Origin of the sequence: Streptomyces subrutilus (assembly GCF_001746425.1) — a bacterium.
Classification (GTDB): domain Bacteria; phylum Actinomycetota; class Actinomycetes; order Streptomycetales; family Streptomycetaceae; genus Streptomyces; species Streptomyces subrutilus_A.
This window is the reverse complement of sequence record NZ_MEHK01000001.1, coordinates 4,000,988-4,022,500: the sequence shown is the minus strand read 5'-3', so window position 1 is coordinate 4,022,500 and position 21,513 is coordinate 4,000,988. Positions and strand designations below refer to the sequence as shown.

Below are 21,513 nucleotides of genomic sequence, written 5' to 3'. Positions count from 1 at the left end.
GGCCGCACGCATCGCGTCCAGCCACTTGCTGCGGCCCTCGTCGGTGAGCTCCACGATCACGCGGACCCGGTTGGACTCGTCGCGTTCGCGCGTGACCAGCCCTTCCGCCGTCATGCGGTCGATCCGGTGGGTCATCGCCGCCGGCGTGAGGCCCAGCTGCTTCGCCAGCTCGCTCGGGCCCATGCGGTACGGGGCGCCGGAGATGACGAGTGCCTTGAGGACTTCCCACTCCGCGTTGCTGATGCCCAGGGCCGCGGTCTGCCGTCCGTACGCGACGTTCATGCGGCGGTTCAGCCGGCTGAGCGCCGAGACCACCTTCTCGACCTGCGGGTCCAGGTCCTGGAACTCGCGCTGGTAGACGGCGATCTGCTCGTCGAGGCTCGGCTCGTGGACGGGCGTAGTGCCGTCGGGGGTGTCACCCATGCCCCGAAGTATGGCATGAGCCCGTTGGCATCTAACTCCTTCGATGTGTACTGTTAACACTTGAAGTTTAGGTGTGAAGTCTTCAGTCTTCAGATTCAAGGCAGGTGAGAAGTGACCAGGGTGATGGGCGCCGCGATGCGGCGGATCCAGGCCGGGAACGCGCTGACCGCGTTCGGCATCGGCTTCACGGTTCCGTTCCTCTACATCTATGTGGCGCAGGTGCGAGGTCTGGGCTCCATGGCCGCCACGAGCGCGTTCGTGGCGTTCGCCCTGGGCGCCCTTGTCGCGCTGCCCGTCACCGGTCGGGTCATCGACCGGCGTGGTCCCGTACCCGTGGTCATCGGCGCCGCCGTCGCCGCCTCCGTCGGGGCGATCTCGCTGGGGCTCTCCACCGGTCTGGTGCCGATCCTGCTGTCCGCCCTGGCGCTCGGCGCCGGGCAGGCCGTGATGCAGCCGGCTCTCGCCACGATGATCGTCTGGTGCTCCACGCCGTCCACCCGGACCCGTGCCTTCGCCTTCCAGTTCTTCATGCAGAACCTCGGCCTGGGCATCGGCGGGCTCATCGGCGGGCAGATCGTCGACGAGACCCGGCCCGGCAGCTTCACCCTGCTGTTCGGCATCGAGGCCGTGATGTTCCTGGTGCTGGCGGGGGTCATCGCCTCCGTGCGGATGCCGCAGGTGCAGGGGTTCAAGGACGCCATGCCGAAGGACTCGGCGCCGGCGGGCAGCGGCTGGAAGGGGCTGCTGCGGCACAAGGCCATGGTGCAGCTGTGCGTGCTCGGCTTCGTGCTCTTCTTCGCCTGCTACGGACAGTTCGAGTCGGGTCTGGCCGCCTTCGGTACCGAGGCCGCCGGGATCTCCCCCTCCACCCTGGGCTTCGCCCTGGCCGCCAACACCGGCGCGATCGTCGTCGCGCAGTTCGTCGTGCTCCGGCTCGTCGAGAAGCGCCGCCGCTCCCGCGTGATCGCGCTGGTCGGGCTGATCTGGACCGTGGCGTGGGTCATCGCCGGGTTCTCGGCGCTCGGGCACGGCAGCGCCATGATGGCCGCCGCCGCGTTCATCACCACGTACGCGCTCTTCGGCATCGGCGAGGCCATGCTGTCCCCGACGCTGGCCCCGCTGGTGGCGGACCTGGCGCCGGAGGGTTCCGTGGGCCAGTACAACTCGGCCTTCGCGCTGGTCAAGCAAATGGCGCTGGCGTTGGGGCCGCTCGGTGTGCCGCTCGGGGCGGGGGTTCCGATGCTGTACATCGGCATCTTCGTCGCCGTCTCGCTGGGGATCGCCTGGCTGGCGCTGCGGCTCGGCGGGCAGCTGACGCCGGTGCAGGACAACCCGTCGCTGTCCCGGGTCGTGGCGCAGGGCGGTCCGGCGGTGCCGGCCGGTCCGGCTGCTCCGGCCGTCGTGGCCGGGGCCGCTGAGCCCGTGCGCGCGTAGGCGCACGTAGGACCCGTAGGACAAGACGGCGGAGGCCCCGGTCCGGTGGACCGGGGCCTTCCGCGTGTCCGGGTGCCGTGCCGGCTGCCCGTCGGCTACTTGTCCGGCAGGGCGAACTCGCACCAGACGGCCTTGCCGCCGCCCGGGGTGCGGCGGGTGCCCCAGGACGAGGCGATGGTGGCGACGATCGAGATGCCGCGGCCGGTCTCGTCGGCCGGTTCGGCGCGGCGGCGGCGCGGGAGGTGGTCGTCCCCGTCGGTGACCTCGATGATCAGGCGGCGGTCGGTGCGGCGCAGCCGCAGGCACATGGGCGGGGTGCCGTGCTGGAGGGAGTTCGCGACGAGCTCGCTGGCGGCCAGGACGCCGAGGTCGCACAGCTCGACGGGGAAGCGCCAGGAGCTGAGCACCCCCTGGGCGAAGGCGCGGGCGCGCGGGGCGGCTTCGATGCCGCCGAGGAGTTCCAGGGCGGCGTTGTGGAAGAGCTCGGCGTCCGCTCCGGTGCGGGCGGGCTGCTGGAGGACCAGCACGGCGACGTCGTCGTCGTGGTCGGCGTCGACTCCGAGCGCGCGCATCAGGCGGTCGCAGATGACGGCCGGGGTGCCCTGGGCGCCGGAGAAGGCGCGTTCCAGGGCGGCGACGCCTTCGTCGATGTCCTCGCCGCGCCGTTCGACCAGGCCGTCGGTGTAGAGGACGGCGGTGGAGCCGGGGCCGAGGGCGATGGTGCCGGAGGTGTGGAGCCAGCCGCCGGTGCCGAGCGGGGGGCCGGTGGGGTCGGCGGCCCTGCGCACGGTGCCGTCCTCGTCGCGGACGAGGATCGGGAGGTGGCCGGCGGAGGCGTAGGCGAGCAGGCCCTCGTTGGGGTCGTGGACGGCGTAGACGCAGGTGGCGATCTGGCTGGCGTCGATCTCGGCGGCGAGGCCGTCGAGGAGCTGCAGGACCTCGTGGGGCGGGAGGTCGAGGCGGGCGTAGGCGCGGACGGCGGTGCGCAGCTGGCCCATGACGGCGGCGGCGCGGACTCCGCGGCCCATGACGTCGCCGATGACGAGGGCGGTGCGGCCGGCGCCGAGGGTGATGACGTCGTACCAGTCGCCGCCGACGGCCGCTTCGGTGCCGCCGGGATGGTAGGTGGCGGCGACGCGCAGGTCGTCGGGCTGTTCGAGTTCCTGCGGGAGGAGGGAGCGCTGGAGGGTGACGGCGGCCTCGCGCTGGCGGCGTTCGCTGGCGCGGAGGCGTTCGACGGCTTCGGCGTGGTCGGTGACGTCGGCGAGGTGGATGAGGATCCCGGTGTGGTCGGGGTCCGTGTCGCTGTCGCCCTGGGGCTCGGGGAAGTCGACCGGGGTGCAGGTGACGGTGTACGAGTGGGTGCCGCCCGGTGTGGTGCGGTTCTTGGCGGTACGGGGCTTTCCGCTGCGCTGGACCTGGTCGAGGAGCGGGAGGAGGCCGAGCTCGCCGAGTTCGGGGAGCGCCGCGTGGGCGGGGGCGCCGGGGGTGCGGGTGCCGAAGCCGGCGGTGTAGGCGTCGTTGACGTAGGCGACGCGGTGGTCGGGGCCGTGGACGAGGGCGACCAGGGCGGGGAGCCGGTCGAGGACCTCGCGTACGGAGAGCGCGTCGGGGGAGGGCACCGCGGCGAGGGCGCCGGCCCGCCGGGTGGGGGCGACGGCCGGGAGGGTGCCGGAGCCGCTGCCGGTGCCGGAGACCGTGGGATCGGCGGGGAAGCCCTCGGCGGCGGGGGCGTGCCGCTCGGTTCCGGGGTCGGCGCGGCCGCCGCGGGCTGCCGGGACGGAGCCTGCACCCCTCTTGGCCTGGGCGGCGGCGTGTTCGGACCGGGCGGCGGCGCGGCGCTGCGTTCCGGGAAGCCGGGCGCTCCAGCGCGTGAAGTTCACTGCGTTCAAGCCTCGTGGTGTCGCAAGTGGTCGCTGTGTCGCTCGTGGTGGGTCGCCGACTGGACGTTGTCACGCTGTGCAGGCGCGAGCCCACCTATGGTCACACGTCCAGTGTGGCCGACCGCACTGACAACGTCAGCCCTGGCTGTCCTGCGGGGGGTTGGGGGCGGGGTTCGGCGGGGGTGGCTTCTGGCCGCCGCCTGCGGCGAGTTCGAATTCTGCCCTGGGGTGTTCGAGTGAGCCTAGGGAGACGATCTCCCGCTTGAAAAGACCTGAGAGAGTCCATTCCGCGAGGACGCGCATCTTGCGGTTGAAGGTGGGGACGCGGCTGAGGTGGTAGGCGCGGTGCATGAGCCAGGCGGGGTAGCCCTTGAGCTTGCGGCCGTAGATGTGCGCGACGCCCTTGTGGAGGCCGAGGGAGGCGACGGATCCGGCGTACTTGTGGGCGTATTCCGTGAGGACCTCGCCGCGCAGGGCCGCGATGAGGTTGTCGGCGAGCGCCTTGGCCTGGCGGACGGCGTGCTGGGCGTTGGGGGCGCATTCGCGGCCGGGCTCGGGGGCGGTGATGTCGGGGACGGCCGCGGCGTCGCCGGCGGCCCAGGCGTGTTCGACGCCCTCGACGGTGAGGAAGGAGGTGCAGGCCAGGCGGCCGCGCTCGTTCTTCGGCAGGTCGCAGGCGCTGAGGATCGGGTGCGGTCTGACGCCCGCGGTCCACACGACGGTGCGGGTGGGGAAGCGGGCGCCGTCGCTGAGGACGGCGACGCGGTTCTCGCAGGATTCGAGCCGGGTCTCCAAGCGGAGGTCGATGTTTCGGCGGCGCAGTTCGCGGATCGTGTAGACGCCCATTTCGGGGCCAACTTCGGGGAGGATCCGGTCGCTGGCCTCGACCAGCACCCACTTCATGTCCTCGGGCTTGATGTTGTGGTAATACCGCGCCGCGTAGCGGGCCATGTCCTCGAGTTCGCCGAGAGCCTCGACGCCCGCGTAGCCGCCGCCGACGAAGACGAAGGTGAGGGCGGCGTCGCGGAGGGCGGGGTCGCGGGTGGAGGAGGCGATGTCCATCTGTTCGATGACGTGGTTGCGCAGGCCGATGGCCTCTTCGACCGTCTTGAACCCGATGCCGTAGTCGGCGAGACCGGGGACGGGCAGGGTGCGCGAGATGGATCCGGGGGCGAGGACGAGTTCGTCGTACTCGATCTCGGTGGCGCCGGTGCCCTCCTCGTCGGTGGCGAGGGTGGTGACGGTGGCGGTGCGCTTGGAGTGGTCGATGCGGCGGGCCTCGCCGATGACGATGCGGCATCTGCCGAGGACGCGGCGGAGCGGGACCACGACGTGCCGGGGAGAGATCGAGCCCGCGGCCGCTTCGGGGAGGAAGGGCTGGTAGGTCATGTAGGGCTCGGGGGTGACCACCGTGACCTCGGCTTCTTCGGATCTCAGCTTTCGCTGGAGCCGAAGGGCCGTGTACATGCCGACGTAACCGCCGCCGACGACCAGGATGCGGGTTCGGGGCGGGGTACCGGGGGCCGTGCCCCGGGAGTTAGCAGCCTTCACCATCCCATGACGCAACGTGGCCGGGAGTTTGTCCACAGGCCCGGCACATTGTGTGACCGGTAGTGGCGCTGGGCCGGGGCGCAAGCGGACCGTGGGCGGGGGTGGAGATCCGCAGGTCAGGGGGCCCGGAAGTGGTGATTCCGAGAGCACGGAACGGAAAAGTGGGGGTGAATGCTCCGATCGGGCGGTGCTCCGTCCGCGGCTGCCTCTTCTGAATTGACTCTGGCTCAACTATGTTCGTATCTCGTCGAGGAGTAGGACCGGGCCCCATGACCGTGGCCCCCTCGGCGTAGGCGGGGAGTGTCTCCGGGGGGAGACAGATGATTACCGGGGGAAACATATGACCATTTCCGATTTCCATGGCTCCGCGACCGCGCTCTCGGTCGAGAGCAACGGCCGCGGTATCGCGGGCGCCGGCACCACGCACGGTGTGGGCCGGTCCACGCCGCTGCGCGTCGACGCCCAGCGCAATCTGGAGCACGTGCTGCGCGCGGCACGCGAGGTGTTCGGCGAGCTGGGCTACGGGGCTCCGATGGAGGACGTGGCGCGACGTGCGCGGGTCGGCGTCGGCACCGTGTACCGGCGGTTCCCGAGCAAGGACGTGCTGGTCCGGCGCATAGCCGAGGAGGAGACCGCCCGGCTGACGGAGCAGGCCAAGGCCGCACTGGGGCAGGAGGAGGAGCCGTGGCAGGCGCTGTCGCGCTTCCTGCGCACCTCCGTGGCCTCGGGCGCGGGGCGGCTGCTGCCGCCGCAGGTGCTCCGGGTGGGCTCGGCGAGCGAGGACGGCGCGGAGGAGGCCGAGGCAGCGCGGGTTCCGCACCAGCGGCAGGCCGTCACCGCCGGCGGGGCTCCCGAGCTGCGCGTCGTGGGCACGCGGCCCCCGAGCGAGGACGAGCCGTCGCAGGACGCGGGCGCGGGTGCGCTGCTCGAGGTCGTCGGCCGGCTGGTCGACCGCGCCCGGGAGGCCGGTGAGCTGCGGACCGACGTCACGGTGGCCGATGTCCTGCTGGTAATAGCGACGGCGGCGCCCGCGCTGCCCGACCCGGCGCAGCAGGCCGCGGCCTCGACCCGGCTGCTCGACATCCTGCTCGAAGGGCTGCGGTCGCGCACGGTGTGACGCCGCGACCGCCGCCCGGGTGCGGGTGCGCGGTAGCGGCTCGGCCGGGCGTCAAACCGTGCGCCAGTACGGGGTTTCGCCGAATCGTGCCCGGATGAGTGGTTGGCCTGCGAAGGGGCCCGACGCGTGGCCGCCGTGTGACACGCTTGATCGGTGTACCGGTTGAGTGTGTCGTGCGGGGGCTTCCGCGATGGGTGTTGACGGGCGTGGAGAGTCACTCGGCGGCGCCGGCCGCGAGGTCGGGGCGGGCAGCCTCCCTGCCCGCCAGGTACCCGCACAGCGCGAGCCGGGTGGCCGGCACGCGGCCCCGGCAGGCAGCGGGGGTGAGCTGCCGCCGTCCGACGGGGACTTGATCGCCCGGATGCGGGGCGGCGACGACGGTGCGTACGAGGAGCTGTTCCGTCGGCACGCCGATGCCGTGCGCCGATACGCGCGGACCTGCTGCCGGGACGCGCACACCGCCGACGACCTGACCGCCGAGGTGTTCGCCCGCACCCTCCAGGCGGTACGGGGCGGGGCGGGGCCGGACCAGTCGGTGCGGGCCTATCTGCTCACCACCGTACGCAGGGTCGCCGCGGCCTGGGCGAAGACCGCCAGGCGGGAGCACCTCGTCGAGGACTTCGCCGTCTTCGCGGAGCAGGCTGCCACGGGGACGGAGGGCGGGGCCGGGCTGTCGGGCCTGGCCGGGGACGACACCCTCGAACTGGGTGCGGACGTCCGGGCGATGCAAGCGGCCGAGCAGTCGCTGGCGATGCAGGCCTTCCGGAGCCTGCCGGAGCGGTGGCAGGCCGTGCTGTGGCACACCACCGTCGAGGAGGCCTCGCCGAGCGCGATCGCCCCGCTGTTCGGGCTCAGCCCCAACGCGACGGCGGTGCTGGCCAGTCGCGCCCGCGAGGGGCTCAAGCAGGCATATCTCCAGGCGCATGTGAGTTCGGCGCTGAGCGGGGGCGGCGACTGCGCGCGGTACGCGGACCGGCTGGGCGCCTATGCGCGCGGCGGGCTGCGGATGCGGGCCGAGCGGGGGCTGCGCAAGCACTTGGAGGAGTGCGCGAAGTGCCGGCTGGCCGCCGGGGAGCTCAAGGACGTCAACGCGGGCATTCCCGCGCTGCTTCCGGTCGCGGTCATCGGGTGGTTCGCCGCCGGGTACGCGGCCAAGGCGGCCGGCGGGGCCGTCGCCGCGGGCGGGGCCGGAGCCGCTGCGGCTGCCACCGGCGGGTCGGCCGCGGGGACCGGAGCCGCCGGTGGGGCGGCCGGAGCCGGTGGTGCCAGTGGTGCCGCCGGGGCGGGAGCCGCTGGTGGGGCGAGCGCTGCGGGTGGGGCAGGAGGCGCCGCCGGTGGGGCCGGGTCGGGTGCGGGGACCGGGGGAGCCGTGGTGTCCGAGGGGCTTGGGGTGCCGGCCAAGGCCGCCATCGCCGCCGGGATCGCGGTCGCGGCGGCCGCCGGGGTGGTGTTCGCGCTGGCGGGGGACGACCCCGAGCCGCAGGCCCAGGCGAAGCCCGCCCCCGGCGTGGCGGCGCCGGTCGTGCCGAGCGCCCCCGCCGCTCCCACGCCCAGCCCGCCCGAGGAGGAGCCGCCGGCCGCGCCGCGCTCCGTACCGCCGCGGCCGCAGACCAGGCCGTCGGCCGCTGCGGCGGCCCCGCCCGCCTCCGTCGCCCCACGGCCCTCGCCTTCCGCGTCGCCCAGCCGGCAGAAGGCGTCGCCCAGCCCGTCTCCGAGCCGGACCTCGGCGAAGCCCGCGCCGAGGCCCGCCGAGGGGTTCCAGCTGTCCCGGCTCGGCCACTCCGTCCACGGGGACCACGACGGCCCGGAGATCCAGACCTGGCGCAGCAGCTGGGTGTGGCAGCGCTGGGGCCTGCAGGTGGGCGACCGGCGGTTCGGGCAGGGGATCACCGTGAACTCCCGCTCCTCCGTGGAGATCGCCCTCAACCGGCAGTGCACCGCCTTCTCGGCGCGCGCCGGGGTGGACGGCCTGGGGATGTGGACCTGGGGGTCCCCCCGCACGGAGTGGGGGGGAGGCTCGGTGCGGTTCTCCGTGTATGCCGACGGGCAGCGGCTGTGGCGGTCCGAAGCGCTCGGGTACGGGGATCCGCCGGCGGCCGTGCAGGTTTCGCTGGCCGGGCGCGAGACGCTGCGCCTGGTGACGGAGAAGGCCGGCCCGGGCCGCCTGCCGGCGCTGGCGAGCTGGGCCGACTCGGTGATCAGCTGCCGCTGACCGGCCGCGGCCGCACATCCGGGGCCGGGTGTCAGGAGCGGGCCCGCCGCGGCCGGACGCCCGGAACCGGCTGGGGCGCCCAGGTCAGGACAGGGCCGGGCGGTGCACGGGGACGCCCTCCGGTACCGCGCGCCGGCGGGCCGCGGACGTGCCCGTCCAGCAGGTGCCGCGGCGGGCCAGGAGCCGGTGCAGCCACAGCTCCATGGAGACGAGTTCCGCCAGCCCGTCGAGCGGGACCGGACGGCCCTCGGCCGCGTCGAGCAGGGCCTGCTGGACGACCCGGGCGTCGATCAGCCCGGCGTCCGCGAGCAGCGGCGCGGCGAACAGGGCCAGCAGGTCGCTCAGGGCGGCGCGCAGCCCGAGCCGGGTCGCCGTCTCGTTCGGGCTGTGGGCGGTGGCCCCCCAGCCGGGCGGGAGTTCCCGCACCCCGGTCGAGGACAGGACGGTGCGCAGGATCGCGGCGCGGGCCCCGGGCTGGACGCGCAGGGATTCGGGGAGGGCGCGGGCGGCCCGGACGACCTGGTTGTCGAGGAAGGGGGCGTGCAGGCGCTGGCTGCGGACCTCCACGGCCTGCTCGAAGACCCGGTGATCGGCGGCGTGCCGCGCGAGGACCGCCCGGGCCCGGGCCTCCCCGGGCCGTAGGGACAGCGGAGGGCGGCCGGCGGCGGCCGTGAGGCGGATCGATACTTCCGCCAGGGCCTCGCCCGTCAGCCAGCCCGCCGCCGGTCCGGGCCGCGACCAGGTCAGGGCGGCGAGGGAGGCGTCCACCGGACCGGAGGCGCGCTCGGTGACCCCGCCCTCGCGGAGCCGGGCCGCGGCGGCTTCCATGCCCGCGCGGTACGTCGTACGGGCAAGTCTTCGGGCCGCGGAGTACACGGTCAGCGGGACCAGCAGGGACTCGCCGGAGGCTCCGGCGGCCGATGCCGAGCGGGCCAGTGCCGCCACCGGGCGCAGCAGGTGGCGCCGGCGGCGGTCCATCAGGAGGTCGGCCATGCGGGCGGGGTGCGCGTCGAGGACCTGGCGGGCGCCGTGGCCGGTGAAGTGGTCGGCCGAGCCGGCGGCCAGCCGGCGCCGCTCGCGGGCGGCGAAGACCAGCGAGGGGGCGGGTTCGTCGGTCAGCGGGCCGTCGAGTTCGGCGTACGGGAGGGCCTCGGCGGCGGCGGCGACCACGACGTGGTGCAGGCGCGGGTCGGCGGCGATGGCGCGGGCCCGTTCGAGTTCGTCCTCGCGGCCCTGCGGGGTGGCCAGGTCGTTGAAGGTGACGGCCAGCAGCCGGGCCCCGGCGGGGCTGCCGAGGGTGCCGGGTGCGCCGGGCAGGCCGGCCGCGAGGAGGGCCAGGGTCGCGGAGGCGCTGCCGCCGGAGAGGTCGGCGCCGACCCCGGGCACCGGGCCGCCCCGGGCCGCGCGCCGGTCGGCGGGGCCCATGCCGGGGACGGGGCCGGGATCGTACGGCGGAGCGGTGTCGGGGGCATGGCGGGGCGCCGTGAGCCGGGCGCGCACGGCATCGACCAAAGCTTCCCGTACGCCCTCCACCGCCCGGTCGGGATCGGCCTGCGGCCCGGCCACCGCGAGCGAGGCGACGGGCTCGTAGCCGGTGATCTCGCGGGAGCCCTCGCGCAGGATGAGCGCGTGCCCGGGCGGGATGCGGCGGACCCCGGCGTACGGTGTGCCGTCGCCCAGTGCCTCCGGGCTGTCGGGGCAGGCGAGCAGCGCGGCGAGATGGCCGATGTCGAGCTGCGCCTCGATGAGGTCGGCGAGCGGGAGGGCGGCCGTGGCGTACGCGGTGCCGCTGGCCCAGGGGGTGTAGAAGACGGGCCGGGCGCCCGCGAGGTCGCCGACGACGGTGATCCTGCGGCCGACCTGGACCACGGCGGTGTAGCTGCCGGACCACTGGGTGAGGTGGCGCAGGGCTCCGCCGCGGGCGGCGTAGAGGGCCCGTCTCAGCTCGGCGTCGGTGGCGCCGCAGCAGCCGAGGACGGCGAGGCGGGTGAAGGGATCGGCCGGGTCGGCGGTGAGGGTGCGGATCTCGTCGGGGCGCCAGTCGCCGACGGCCCAGAGCGGGTCGGGGTCTCCCCAGAGCAGCTGGGAGCCGACGGGGTGGACGGTGCGCTCGGCGTCCGCGCCGGGGTCGCCCGCGTGGGCCGCGTCCGCGATGCCGCCGTGCGGCGGGGCGCTGCCGCCAGGGTGGCCGGTATCGGGGTAGCCGCGCCGGCCGGAGCCGTGTGCGGGTCCCTGACCTGCGACGCGGCCGGCCGTGCCGAAGCTCGCGGCGATACTGCTCCAACCCACCAACCAGCGCACCGCCGCCTCCCCAGCCTGTGGGCACATGACCGGGGCACGGGCAGCACGGTCGGCGCTGAGGGCGCGGTCGGCGGGACCCCGGGTGGCTCGGGTCCATGCTGCCACGGGACAGGCGTACGAGAGTGATGAAAGGGGGCGCACATGCAAACGAACACGCCCCCGCTACGCGGTATTTGGCGTTCCGTTCCACCCGCCCCATAGGTCGCTTTCAGCCATTCTTCGGCTGTCCTGGGAGTCGTCGGCGGCCGTCGGCTCCTGGTGCGCGGGCGCGGTCCGGGAGGCGGAATCCGCCCCCCGGACCGTTCCGCCACCCGCGGGGATTGAGGTAGCGGCATCCCCCGGCCCGCCCGATCCGCGCAGCGGGCCGACCCACGCACCGCACATCGAATCGCCGGGCCCGCGGACCGGCCAGAGCGCACGGGCGGGCGCACGGCCACACGGCCGGAGCACGCGGGGAGACGTGCGCCCCGGGCACCGGGGCGGGGCGGACTGTGCAAACGGACAACAATCCCGCCATACGGAAGTCGGGGCCTTAACGCTTGGGAGGCGGGGAACTACGCTGGGTTTACGAAATGCCGGGAGCTTATGCCCCGGCGGCGTCTGCGTTCCGCGTGTGACGAGGGGTGGCGCATGTCCAGGGAGCTCCGCGAGCCCAATGAGAAGCTCGGCGCCGTCCTCGCCCTCGCGGGGATCAGCAACGCGGGGCTGGCCCGGCGGGTCAACGACCTCGGCGCGCAGCGCGGTCTGACGCTTCGGTACGACAAGACCTCGGTGGCCCGCTGGGTGTCGAAGGGGATGGTGCCGCAGGGCGCCGCGCCGCACCTGATCGCGGCCGCCATCGGCGCGAAGCTGGGGCGGCCGGTGCCGCTGCACGAGATCGGGCTGGCGGACGCGGACCCCGCGCCCGAGGTCGGGCTGGCGTTCCCGCGCGACGTGGGGGCGGCGGTGCGGTCGGCCACCGACCTCTACCGGCTCGACCTCGCCGGCCGGCGCGGCGGTGGCGGGATCTGGCAGTCCCTCGCCGGTTCGTTCTCGGTGGCGGCGTACGCGACGCCCGCCTCGCGCTGGCTGATATCTCCCGCCGACGGGTCGGTGGCGCGCGAGCCCTCGGGGGTGGGCGGCTCCGCACCCGCCGCCTCCGCTTCGGCCGCGACCCCGTCGGCTCGGGACGTGCCGGTGCACGACCCGCCGGCGGAGGGCACGCCGGGACGGAGGGCACCGGGGGCGGCTGCGGGAGCGGCTGCGGGAGCGGCCGCCGGGCAGATCGCGGTACCGGCCGGTGGAACGACCTCTGGACCGGCCGCCGGAAAGGCCGGCCCGGCCGGTAGGACCGCCTTACCGACCGCTGGACACCCCGCCGGGCCGGCGGCCGGTCCGACGACCGGGCCCGTGACGGGTGCGGCGGGAGGCCTGGCGGCCCCGCCGTCCACCGTTGTGCCCGGCCGGCCCGGCACCGAAACGCACCGTGACCACGGCCAGCGCGTGGGCCACAGCGATGTGGCCAAGCTGCGCGAGGCCGCCGAGGACGCCCGTCGCTGGGACTCCAAGTACGGCGGCGGGGACTGGCGTTCGTCGATGGTGCCCGAGTGCCTCCGGGTGGACGCGGCGCCCCTGCTGCTGGGCGCCTACACCGACGAGGTGGGCCGCGCCCTGTTCGGCGCGACCGCCGAGCTGACCCGGCTCGCCGGATGGATGGCCTTCGACACCGGCCAGCAGGAGGCGGCCCAGCGCTACTACATCCAGGCGCTGCGCCTGGCCCGCGCGGCCGCGGACGTGCCGCTCGGCGGCTACGTCCTGGCCTCGATGTCCCTGCAGGCGACCTACCGGGACTTCCCCGACGAGGGCGTGGACCTCGCGCAGGCCGCCGTCGAGCGCAACCGCGGCCTGGCCACCGCCCGCACCATGAGCTTCTTCCGGCTGGTCGAGGCCCGGGCCCACGCGAAGGCGGGGGATTCCGGGGCGGCCGGAGCCGCGCTGCGGGCGGCGGAAGGCTGGCTCGAGCGCGCCCGGGCCGGCGACCCGGACCCGACCTGGCTGGGCTTCTACTCGTACGACCGCTTCGCGGCGGACGCGGCCGAGTGCTACCGCGACCTCAAACTCCCGCGACAGGTAAGGCGTTTCACCGAACAGGCCCTGTCCCGGCCCACCGAGGAGTATGTACGGTCGCACGGGCTGCGGCTGGTCGTGAGCGCGGTCGCCGAGCTGGAGTCGGGCAACCTCGACGCGGCCTGCGCGGCGGGCACGCGGGCCGTGGAGGTGGCGGGCCGGATCTCCTCGGCGCGGACGACCGAATACGTGCGGGACCTGCTGCACCGCCTGGAACCGTACGGGGACGAGCCGCGGGTGGCGGAGCTGCGCGAGCGGGCGAGGCCGTTGCTGGTGGCCCAGGCCTAGTGCCGTGCCGGGGGCCGCGACCCGGTGAACCTTTCGGTCACAGCACCAGGGGGCGCGTGGCCGCGTTGTCGGTGGCGGGGTGCAGTATGCAGGGGTGGGAGGTGTCAGCGTGGGCGGCGGCGTGGACTGCGATGTGCTGGTGATCGGTGGCGGGATCGTCGGCCTGTCGACGGCTCATGCCCTGTCACGTCTGGCTCCGGGGACCAGGGTGGTCGTCCTGGAGAAGGAGGCCGGCCCGGCCCGGCACCAGACGGGACGCAACAGCGGGGTGATCCACAGCGGGATCTACTACCGCCCCGGCTCGCTCAAGGCGCGCTTCGCGGTGCGCGGCGCCGCCGAGATGGTCAAGTTCTGTGCCGAGCACGGCATCCCGCACGAGGTGACCGGCAAGCTGATCGTCGCCACGGAGCGCGAGGAGCTGCCGCGGCTGCACGCGCTGGTGCAGCGCGGCCGGGAGAACGGCATTCCGGTGCGCGAGCTCGGCCCGGCGCAGATCTCGGAGTACGAGCCGGAGGTGCGGGGCCTGGCCGCGATCCACGTGGGCAGCACCGGCATCGCGGACTACGGGCGGGTGACGGCCCAGCTGGCCGAGTCCTCGGGCGCGGAGATCGTCTACGGCGGCGCGGTGGACCTGATCTCCCGCCGCCCGTCGGCGGTGGCCGTCCGCACCACGGCGGGGCTGGTGGTCCGCGCCCGGGTCCTGGTGAACTGCGCGGGCCTGCAGTGCGACCGGATCGCCCGCCTGGCCGGCGACGACCCGGGCATGCGGATCATCCCCTTCCGCGGTGAGTACTACGATCTGGCCCGCCCCGAGCTGGTTCGCGGGCTCGTCTACCCGGTCCCCGACCCGGCCTTCCCCTTCCTGGGGGTCCACCTGACCCGGGGCATCGCGGGCGGCGTCCACGTCGGGCCGAACGCCGTGCCCGCACTGGCCCGCGAGGGCTACGCCTGGTCCACCGTCCGCCCGCGCGACATCGGCTCCGAGCTGGCCTGGCCGGGATCCTGGCGGATGGCCGCGCGGCACTGGCGGTACGGGATGGGCGAGATCCACCGCTCCCTGTCGAAGCAGGCCTTCACCCAGGCGGTACGGCGCCTCCTGCCGGCCGTGACCGCGGCCGACCTGCACCCCGCCCCGGCCGGGGTCCGCGCGCAGGCCGTCCTGCGGGACGGCACGCTGGTGGACGACTTCCTGATCAAGGACGCCCCGCGCACGGTGCACGTGCTGAACGCCCCGTCGCCCGCCGCCACCGCCTCCCTGCCGATCGGGCGGGAGATCGCCACCCGCGCCCTGCGGACCCTCGGCTCGGCCTGAGCGGTCCGGCCCCGTCCGTCGCGCTCCCGCGCCGCTTCCGCTCCCCCGCCCGTGCCCTCGCACGCCGGGCGGGGCCTCCGCCGCGGCGGCGCGGACCCGGGCCGCCGGCGCGGCGGCTGTGCGGGGCGCCGCCGCGGCGGGCGGTGGCCCGGCCCCCCGTCGTAGAATCTCGGCATTGTGTCTGAGTCCCTGAACCCCCAGCCGCCCGGCCTCCCGGAGGCCGCTCCCGCGCCCGCGCCGGAGGCGAACGCGTACGTGCCGCCCAAGTGGCGGACCGAGCCCCGCTTCCCCGACGGGCCCTCCCCGGACCCGGCCGGCTCGCACCACGAGCGGCGCATCCGGAGCTTCCAGCCCCGCCGCAGCCGGGTCACCACCGGACAGGGCGAGGCCCTGAAGCGCCTGTGGGGGACCTGGGGCCTGGACATCGACGGCCACGAGGTCATCGACCTGAAGACCCTCTTCGACGGCCTGCCCGTCGTCCTGGAGATCGGCTTCGGCATGGGCGAGGCCACGGCCCAGATGGCCGCCGCCGACCCCTCCACCGGCATCCTCGCCGTCGACGTGCACACGCCCGGGCAGGGCAACCTGCTCGCCCTCGCGGAGCGGAACGGGCTCACCAACGTCCGCGTGGCCAACGGCGACGCCATCATCCTGCTCCGCGAGATGCTGCCGCCCGAGTCCCTGGCCGGGATCCGCGTCTACTTCCCGGACCCCTGGCCCAAGGCCCGCCACCACAAGCGCCGGCTGATCCAGCCCGAGTTCCTCACGCTGGCCGCGACCCGCCTGGCCCCCGGGGGCGTGCTGCACTGCGCGACCGACTGGGAGCCGTACGCCGAGCAGATGCTCGAAGTGCTCACCGCGCACCCGGACTTCGAGAACCTCCAGGCCGACGGCGGTTATTCGCCGCGGCCCGACTTCCGGCCGCTCACCCGCTTCGAGGGCCAGGGCCTCGACAAGGGCCACGTCGTACACGACTTGCTCTTCCGGCGCACGGAGAACTGACAACGTCACCGCGCGTGTCAGACCCGCTCTGTAGGGTCATGGTGTGTTCCGAGCGCTTCCCGCTGTGCTCGCACGCCCGTCGGGCACGGTCCGCACGTGCGTGCTCCTCGTTCTGCTCGCCGCCACCGGGATCGCGATCCTCGAACTCGTGCGGGAGCAGACCGGCACCCCCGGCTTCTTCGTCGGCCTGGGCCTGGCCCTGCTGCCGGTGCCGCTCCTCATGGCGGCCTTCCGGTGGCTGGGCCGGGCCGCGCCCGCGCCCTGGCCGCAGCTGCTGTTCTGCTTCGGCTGGGGTGCCTGCACCGCGGCGCTGATCGCGATACTGGCCAACAGCTTCGCGACCGAGTGGATAGCCGCGGCCACCGCGGACCCCTCCGACGCCGACCACCTCGGTTCGGTGGCGATCGCGCCGGTGGTGGAGGAGAGCGCCAAAGCCGCGGCCCTGCTCCTCGTCTTCGTCTTCCGCAGACGGCATTTCACCGGGCCCGCGGACGGTTTCGTGGTGGCCGGCTTCACCGCCACCGGCTTCGCCTTCACCGAGAACATCCTCTACCTCGGCAACGCCTTCGTCGAGGACCTCGCCAAGGGCACCGGCGTGCTCAACTCGGTGACCGCCGCGACCTTCTTCGTCCGCATAGTGGTGTCGCCGTTCGCCCACCCGCTGTTCACCGTGCTCACGGGACTCGGTTTCGGCGCGGCCGCGCTCAGCGCCGGCCGGGGGCGGAGGATCGGGCTGCCCCTGCTGGGCCTGGCGCTCGCCATGGGCCTGCACGCGCTGTGGAACAGCTCCTCGCGGCTCGGGGAGTACGGCTTCTACGTGGTCTACGGCTGCGTCATGGTCCCGGTGTTCGGGCTGCTGCTGTGGCTGGCGGTGCGGATAAGGCGCCGTCGCCTGCGGGCCGTCGCGGGGGAGCTCGCGGTGTACGCGGCGGCGGGCTGGCTCGGTCCGGCCGAGGTCCCCGCCCTGGCGTCGATGCCCGCCCGGTCGCTGGCGCGCAGTCTGGCCCGGCGCAGCGGGGGCCGGGCCGCGGGGCGTGCGGTCGCCCTGTACGAGGCGGACGCGGCCGCCCTGGCCCTGCTGCGGAACCGGGCGCGCCGTGGCGGCCCGGGGCGCGAGCCGGATTTCGCGGGGCGGGAGCGGGAGCTGCTGGACCGGCTCTGGCTGCGCCGGGCGACGGCGGGTCCCGCGCTGGCCCGGGCGGCGGTCATGGAGGAGCTGCTCCCGCCGTGGTTCGACCCCCTGCCCCGGCCCGTGGTGGCACCCGAGGTGGTGCTGACCGGCATGCCGTCGCCGCGGCGGGCGGGCGACGCCAGGAGGGACGGGGCCGGGAAGGACGGCTCCGGCTCGGGTTCGGGCTCCGGTTGGGGCCTCAGACGTTCAGGCCCTTGGAGGTCAGCCACGCCAGCGGGTCCACCGTCGAGCCGCCCTTGCGCACTTCCAGGTGGAGATGGGGTCCGGTGACGTTGCCGGTGGCGCCGACGCGGCCGATGGTCTCGCCCGGGGAGACCGTGCCGGAGGTCACCGACATCGAGGAGAGGTGGCAGTACCAGACCTCCGTCCCGTCCTCGAGCTCCAGCACGATCCGGTAGCCGTACGCCCCGGACCAGCCGGCCGAGGTGATCTTCCCGGCGGCCACGGCCTTGGCCGGGGTGCCGGTGGGGGCCGCGAAGTCGAGGCCGGTGTGGTGGCCGGAGGACCACATGGAGCCGGCGACGCCGTAGTGCGAGGTGAGGGTGTAGGCGGAGGTGGGCAGGGAGTAGCTGCCGGCCAGTTTGGCGGCGCGCTCCTGCTCGGCCTTGGCCGCGGCGGCCTCCTCGGCGGCCTTGGCCTCCTGCGCGGCCTTCGCCTCGGCGGCGGCCTTCGCTTCCTCGGCCGCCTTGCGCGCGGCCTCCGCCTTGTCCCTGGCCTCCTGGGCGGCGGTCTCCCGGGCGACCCGCTCGGCCTCGGCCTGGGCCTGGGCGGCCGCCGCGGCCTGCTGGGAGTCGGCCTGCTGGAGGATGCGGTTGCGCAGGATCTCGCCGGGGTCGGCACGGCGGTCGGACTGCTGGGGGATGATCCCGGTCTTGGCGGCCGCCGCGCCGGCCCCGGCCGCGTCCCCGGAACCGGATTCACCGGTCGTCACGTCGGGCAGCGACGGCAGGGATATCGCGACTTGGGGCCGGTCCTGGGCGGTGGCGATGCCGCTCGCGCCGACCGCGGCGATGACGCCGACGCCGAGCACGGTGGAGCTGCGGGCGAGTCCGCCGCGCTGCTTGGCCACGCGGTGCTTGCCGCGGACCGGACGGACCGAATCCTCGGTGGGATTCCACTCGCCCCAGGCACCCGCCGCAGGCGGCTCCTGGCTCTCGATGCCTTCGGGGGCAGGCAAGTTGGAGGCCACCGGGGCACTCTCCTCATTGACGCGATCGCGCACGGCGCCGTCTCTTGCGACGGCTGGGAAGACCGCACTGCGTTATCGAAAGGTAATAGACGGAGGGGAGTGATTCCAAGCTGTTGCGATGGATCGGTCACACCAATCAGCCACTCCCTGCCCTGCTATGGCCACGGCTTTTCCGCTGAGATCCGGATCAACTCGGGTAAAACCCAAGAGATTCCGATATCACTTCAGCCACAACCGGATCATGACGATCCGTCAGCCCCCTTGCGGAGAGCGGCTTGCCGCTCACCCACCGTCACAGGCGGTCGTCGCGGCGCACCACCCGGTTGATCAGGAGTGCCAGGCCGGACACGGTCAGGGCGGTGGCCGGATCGGCCGACGCCTCCACCTTCCACCCAAGGGTGGAGGCACGGGGGCGGAACACGACGAAGGCCCGGCTCCCAAGGGGAACCGGGCCTTCGTACTGAGTAGCGGGGACAGGATTTGAACCTGCGACCTCTGGGTTATGAGCCCAGCGAGCTACCGAGCTGCTCCACCCCGCGTCGGTAAACACAACTCTACGCCATCCGGGGGGACGCCTCCGCCAATTAACCGACGCACCACCCCTGCGGCCCCCATAACCGCAGGTCAGGGCCGGTCAATCGACTCAGAACCGGGCATGCGCGGGCCGAAGATCATCTCTGTTGCACGCCGGTGACACTGCGGGGATCGTTCCGGGATCGCCCGCGGGCGAAGATTCACCTGTCGCCAAGGCCGCGGGGAACACGAACCGGCCGGAAGCACCAACCACACCGACCGGCTCGGCGCTCTGCCGATGCCCTTGTGATTCCTGGGGGGAGTCCACCATGTCCGTTCGCACCGCAGCCGCCATCGCAGTCGTCGCCGGCGTCGTCACCACTCTGCCGCCTCTCTCGGCCACCGCCGCGTCGGCCGCGCCCGCCGCCGACGGCGTCCCCGTCCTGCGCACGGAGATGGGCACCCCCGTCCCGAACGGTCCGCTGACCCGCGGCGGGGCCACCGAGACCTTCGACCTCACGGTGAAGAACCCGACCGGCAAGCCCGTCACGTACAAGCCGTGGATGCTCCTGGACCCGACCGGTCCGAGCCGGCTCCAGCACGACGACGTCGTCTTCAAGGTCGACGCGGTGGACGCCCCGGCGACCAAGTCCTCGATCGGCCAGCAGGACGGCGAGTGGCAGGGCATGTTCTACCCGGCCGCCGGCGGCGAGAGCGGGCAGGGCGGCTTCGACATCCCCGCGAACGGCAAGATGACCTGGAAGGTCACCCTGGGCCTCGGCGCGAACTACCCGACCAACAACGGCGACTTCGACCTCCTGGCCACCAGCTACAACAACTCGGTCGCCACCGACGGCATGGGCTCCCACCTCTTCAAGGTCGGCCCGCAGATCAAGGCCGGCGAGCTCAAGACCTCGTTCACGCAGGGCCTCGCCGACATGGGCGGCCAGGAGCGCCGCGCGTACTGGGACCTGAACTACCAGGCCACCGGCGACGGCGTGTTCGCCACCGGTCTCGCGAGCACCCTGAGCCTGTCGCACCCGGGCGAGGAGAAGGCCGACTTCCGCGTCCAGGCCATGATCGACGGCCGCTGGCAGGATCTGAAGGCCGAGCACAGCCGCTACACGCTGCCCGAGATCCCCAAGGGCTTCGGCGCGGCCTCCGGGGCCCGCACCCTGCCGCTGCGGATCACCCTCGGCCAGGACACCAAGCTCGAGAAGAAGACCACCGTCACGATGGAGGTCGAGGTCTCGCACTCCACGGGCAACGCCTTCCCGATCAAGTCCGGTTCCGTGCGGTTCCCGCTCACCCCGAACACCGAGCCGGTACCCGCGCCGTCCGGCACCCCGACCCCCTCCGCGTCGGCCACGCCCACCAAGGCCCCGGCCACCGCCCCGGCGGTCCAGCCGGCCGCCGCCACCTCCTCGGCCGCCGCCGCGGGCAACGCCCACACCACGACCACGGGTTCGGGCTCGCTGGCCGCCACCGGCTCCTCGGGCACGGGCCTGTACGCCGGGCTCGCCGGCGCCCTGGTCGCCCTCGGCGCGGCCGCCGCCTGGCTCGGCGCCCGCCGCCGCCGGAACGCCTCCGCCTGACCGAACCGCCCTCCGTACGACGAAGCGCCCCACCCGATCACCTCGGGTGGGGCGCTTCGCCGTACGGGCCGCCGGGGTTGCCCCCGCGGCCCTGAGCAGTAGGCCATGTCGGACTCGAACCGACAACCAACGGATTAAAAGTCCCGGCCAGATCATGCCGGGCAGTCCCGCTCAGTCCGGTGCAGTCCAGGAGTGCCTGGTCAGACGGCTGTAACGTGTCGCTGAGTCCGCTCCGGACCCAGCCTTCCCGTCGCGTCCGCTCACGCATCGCTCACGCATCTGACCCCAATGACCTGGGCTCTTGCCGCCCGCAGGGGTTCAGGGCCCGAGGCGGCGCAGGAACTCGTCCTCGTCCACGACCTCGATGGCCTGGCCGGCGTCGAGCAGCGCTTGGGCATCCTTCAACTTGCCGCTCAGCGTGCCGCCAGGCTTAAGCTGGGTCTGCGTGGCGGAGACCAAGATGTCCGTCTTCTTGGTCATGTTCTTCGTGGGCTGGGCTCCGACCTCGGCGAGGCGGGCGAACGCCTCGGGCCGCTCCATCGCCGTGAGCTTGCCCGTGAGACAGACGGTTAGTCCGTACAGGGCACCATCGGGATCTGCATCGGGGTTGGCGCCAGGAACGGGCATGCGGTCGCGACGGCCTGAGCCTTGGTACTGGCTGCCGCGCCACTGGTTGTCAGCCGTCATGGAGCCCCAGCGGATCTGGTGCTTGTCCAGCAGCTCATCAAGCGTCGTCGTGCCGGATTCACGCATCGCCGCGAGCATGATCTCGGCGGACGCCCTGGAGTCGGCTTCGGCCTGGTGGTGGTCGGTGAAGGCGTGGCCGGCGGCGTCCATGCAATGGGGCAGTCCGTAGGACAGCAGCTGCCAGGTGCGGCGTGCGACGACCTGGGAGCAGGTGTACCGGAGCTCGGGCCAGGTGATGCCTTCGGCGTCGCAGGCGGCCCGAATGACGCTGAAGTCGAACCCGGCGTTGTGGGCGACCAGGGGCCGCCCGTCGGCGAACGCGAGGATCTCGGCGAGCGCGGCCTTCCAGCCGGGGGCGGCAGCGACATCGCCGGCCGTGATGCCGTGGACCCGGACGTTGTGCGGGTTGAAGTGGTCGAACCCGGCCGGCGGCTGTACCAGGCTGCTCCAGGTGTCCACGACACCCTGACCATCAACTGCTGCCATACCAACGGAGCACGGACTGCCACGGTGCTCGTTCGCCGTCTCGAAATCGATCGCTACCCAGGAAGACATCTCTGAAGTGTCGTGAATTGGCCTACGCGGCACCAGGGTCAAAAGTCGCCAGCCGGTTTCGGCTGCGCCAACCCGCCTCACAAATGTTCGTATGGCCGTCCGGCTGGGGCTGTACCCGTCCTGACCTGCGGCGGAGAGACCTGACTGCCTTCG

The 21,513-nt window shown here is 73.8% G+C and carries 16 protein-coding genes and 1 tRNA gene (1 of these 17 running past the window's edge); 8 read left to right on the top strand and 9 right to left on the bottom strand.

Annotated features, from left to right (window positions below; genetic code table 11):
- Positions 1–423: the 5' portion of a MarR family winged helix-turn-helix transcriptional regulator gene (locus BGK67_RS19090; RefSeq protein WP_069921218.1), read on the bottom strand. Its footprint begins 114 nt before the window's first position; 423 of the gene's 537 nt are visible here — the first part of the coding sequence; its start codon is at positions 421–423; its stop codon lies beyond the left edge, outside the window.
- Positions 424–546: 123 nt separating this feature from the next.
- Here BGK67_RS19090 and BGK67_RS19085 point away from each other — a divergent pair, with 123 nt between their 5' ends.
- Positions 547–1,857, top strand: a complete 1,311-nt coding sequence (locus tag BGK67_RS19085) for an MFS transporter (protein WP_069921217.1) — start codon at positions 547–549, stop codon at positions 1,855–1,857.
- Positions 1,858–1,952: 95 nt separating this feature from the next.
- On the opposite strand, the gene BGK67_RS19080 is transcribed toward BGK67_RS19085, so the two are convergent.
- A complete protein-coding gene (locus BGK67_RS19080; RefSeq protein ID WP_069921216.1) occupies positions 1,953–3,740 on the bottom strand; it encodes an ATP-binding SpoIIE family protein phosphatase in 1,788 nt (595 codons plus the stop codon).
- Between the two features lie 135 nt (positions 3,741–3,875).
- Positions 3,876–5,294: an NAD(P)/FAD-dependent oxidoreductase gene (locus BGK67_RS19075; RefSeq protein WP_069921215.1), complete on the bottom strand. Its 1,419-nt coding sequence runs from the start codon at positions 5,292–5,294 to the stop codon at positions 3,876–3,878.
- 337 nt (positions 5,295–5,631) lie between these two features.
- Between BGK67_RS19075 and BGK67_RS19070 the strand changes: the two genes are divergently transcribed.
- Positions 5,632–6,408 carry a TetR/AcrR family transcriptional regulator gene (locus tag BGK67_RS19070; protein WP_069921214.1) on the top strand — a complete coding sequence of 259 codons (777 nt, stop codon included), beginning with the start codon at positions 5,632–5,634 and terminating at the stop codon, positions 6,406–6,408.
- Between the two features lie 214 nt (positions 6,409–6,622).
- Here BGK67_RS19070 and BGK67_RS40080 read toward each other — a convergent pair whose 3' ends face one another.
- A complete protein-coding gene (locus BGK67_RS40080) occupies positions 6,623–6,817 on the bottom strand; it encodes a hypothetical protein (protein WP_244291534.1) in 195 nt (64 codons plus the stop codon).
- Between BGK67_RS40080 and BGK67_RS19065 the strand changes: the two genes are divergently transcribed.
- Complete coding sequence (locus BGK67_RS19065; RefSeq protein WP_244291485.1) at positions 6,770–8,620, top strand: sigma-70 family RNA polymerase sigma factor; 1,851 nt, start codon at positions 6,770–6,772, stop codon at positions 8,618–8,620. The genes BGK67_RS40080 and BGK67_RS19065 overlap by 48 nt on opposite strands.
- Positions 8,621–8,704: 84 nt before the next feature.
- Here BGK67_RS19065 and BGK67_RS19060 read toward each other — a convergent pair whose 3' ends face one another.
- Positions 8,705–10,921, bottom strand: coding sequence for an asparagine synthase-related protein (locus tag BGK67_RS19060; protein WP_244291259.1), 2,217 nt, complete (start codon positions 10,919–10,921; stop codon positions 8,705–8,707).
- Positions 10,922–11,551: 630 nt separating this feature from the next.
- On the opposite strand from BGK67_RS19060, the gene BGK67_RS40075 reads away from it, so the two are divergent.
- The 4 genes from BGK67_RS40075 (at position 11,552) to BGK67_RS19040 (ending at position 17,091) form a co-directional block, all read left to right on the top strand.
- Complete coding sequence (locus tag BGK67_RS40075; RefSeq protein ID WP_244291258.1) at positions 11,552–13,315, top strand: NsdA family TPR-like regulatory protein; 1,764 nt, start codon at positions 11,552–11,554, stop codon at positions 13,313–13,315.
- A 79-nt stretch (positions 13,316–13,394) separates the two neighbouring features.
- Positions 13,395–14,627, top strand: coding sequence for an L-2-hydroxyglutarate oxidase (gene lhgO, locus BGK67_RS19050; protein ID WP_069921212.1), 1,233 nt, complete (start codon positions 13,395–13,397; stop codon positions 14,625–14,627).
- A gap of 177 nt (positions 14,628–14,804) precedes the next feature.
- Complete coding sequence (gene trmB / locus BGK67_RS19045; protein ID WP_069921211.1) at positions 14,805–15,629, top strand: tRNA (guanosine(46)-N7)-methyltransferase TrmB; 825 nt, start codon at positions 14,805–14,807, stop codon at positions 15,627–15,629.
- A gap of 43 nt (positions 15,630–15,672) precedes the next feature.
- Positions 15,673–17,091, top strand: a complete 1,419-nt coding sequence (locus BGK67_RS19040) for a PrsW family intramembrane metalloprotease (protein WP_069921210.1) — start codon at positions 15,673–15,675, stop codon at positions 17,089–17,091.
- Here the strand turns inward: BGK67_RS19040 and BGK67_RS19035 are convergent.
- The 3 genes from BGK67_RS19035 to BGK67_RS19030 form a co-directional block, all read right to left on the bottom strand.
- Complete coding sequence (locus tag BGK67_RS19035) at positions 17,000–18,010, bottom strand: M23 family metallopeptidase (RefSeq protein WP_069921209.1); 1,011 nt, start codon at positions 18,008–18,010, stop codon at positions 17,000–17,002. The two genes, BGK67_RS19040 and BGK67_RS19035, sit on opposite strands and share 92 nt — an antisense overlap.
- A gap of 292 nt (positions 18,011–18,302) precedes the next feature.
- Entirely contained in the window at positions 18,303–18,431 is a 129-nt protein-coding gene (locus BGK67_RS40740; protein ID WP_279628683.1) for a hypothetical protein, read from the bottom strand.
- Positions 18,432–18,475: 44 nt separating this feature from the next.
- Positions 18,476–18,549: transfer RNA gene (locus tag BGK67_RS19030), tRNA-Met, on the bottom strand.
- A 303-nt stretch (positions 18,550–18,852) separates the two neighbouring features.
- Between BGK67_RS19030 and BGK67_RS19025 the strand changes: the two genes are divergently transcribed.
- The gene (locus BGK67_RS19025) at positions 18,853–20,118 is read left to right on the top strand and encodes a hypothetical protein (RefSeq protein ID WP_069921208.1); all 1,266 of its coding nucleotides are present in this window, start codon (positions 18,853–18,855) and stop codon (positions 20,116–20,118) included.
- A 318-nt stretch (positions 20,119–20,436) separates the two neighbouring features.
- Here BGK67_RS19025 and BGK67_RS19020 read toward each other — a convergent pair whose 3' ends face one another.
- Positions 20,437–21,360: an exonuclease domain-containing protein gene (locus BGK67_RS19020; RefSeq protein WP_069921207.1), complete on the bottom strand. Its 924-nt coding sequence runs from the start codon at positions 21,358–21,360 to the stop codon at positions 20,437–20,439.
- Positions 21,361–21,513 lie beyond the last annotated feature (153 nt).

Excerpts from the sequence above, each read along its gene's own strand:
- BGK67_RS19020 (WP_069921207.1), bottom strand. The coding sequence starts at position 21,360 with ATGTCTTCCTGGGTAGCGATCGATTTCGAGACGGCGAACGAGCACCGT.
- BGK67_RS19070 (WP_069921214.1), top strand. The coding sequence starts at position 5,632 with ATGACCATTTCCGATTTCCATGGCTCCGCGACCGCGCTCTCGGTCGAG.
- BGK67_RS40075 (WP_244291258.1), top strand. The coding sequence starts at position 11,552 with ATGTCCAGGGAGCTCCGCGAGCCCAATGAGAAGCTCGGCGCCGTCCTC.
- BGK67_RS19085 (WP_069921217.1), top strand. The coding sequence starts at position 547 with ATGGGCGCCGCGATGCGGCGGATCCAGGCCGGGAACGCGCTGACCGCG.
- BGK67_RS19065 (WP_244291485.1), top strand. The coding sequence starts at position 6,770 with ATGCGGGGCGGCGACGACGGTGCGTACGAGGAGCTGTTCCGTCGGCAC.
- BGK67_RS19025 (WP_069921208.1), top strand. The coding sequence starts at position 18,853 with ATGTCCGTTCGCACCGCAGCCGCCATCGCAGTCGTCGCCGGCGTCGTC.
- BGK67_RS19075 (WP_069921215.1), bottom strand. The coding sequence starts at position 5,294 with ATGGTGAAGGCTGCTAACTCCCGGGGCACGGCCCCCGGTACCCCGCCC.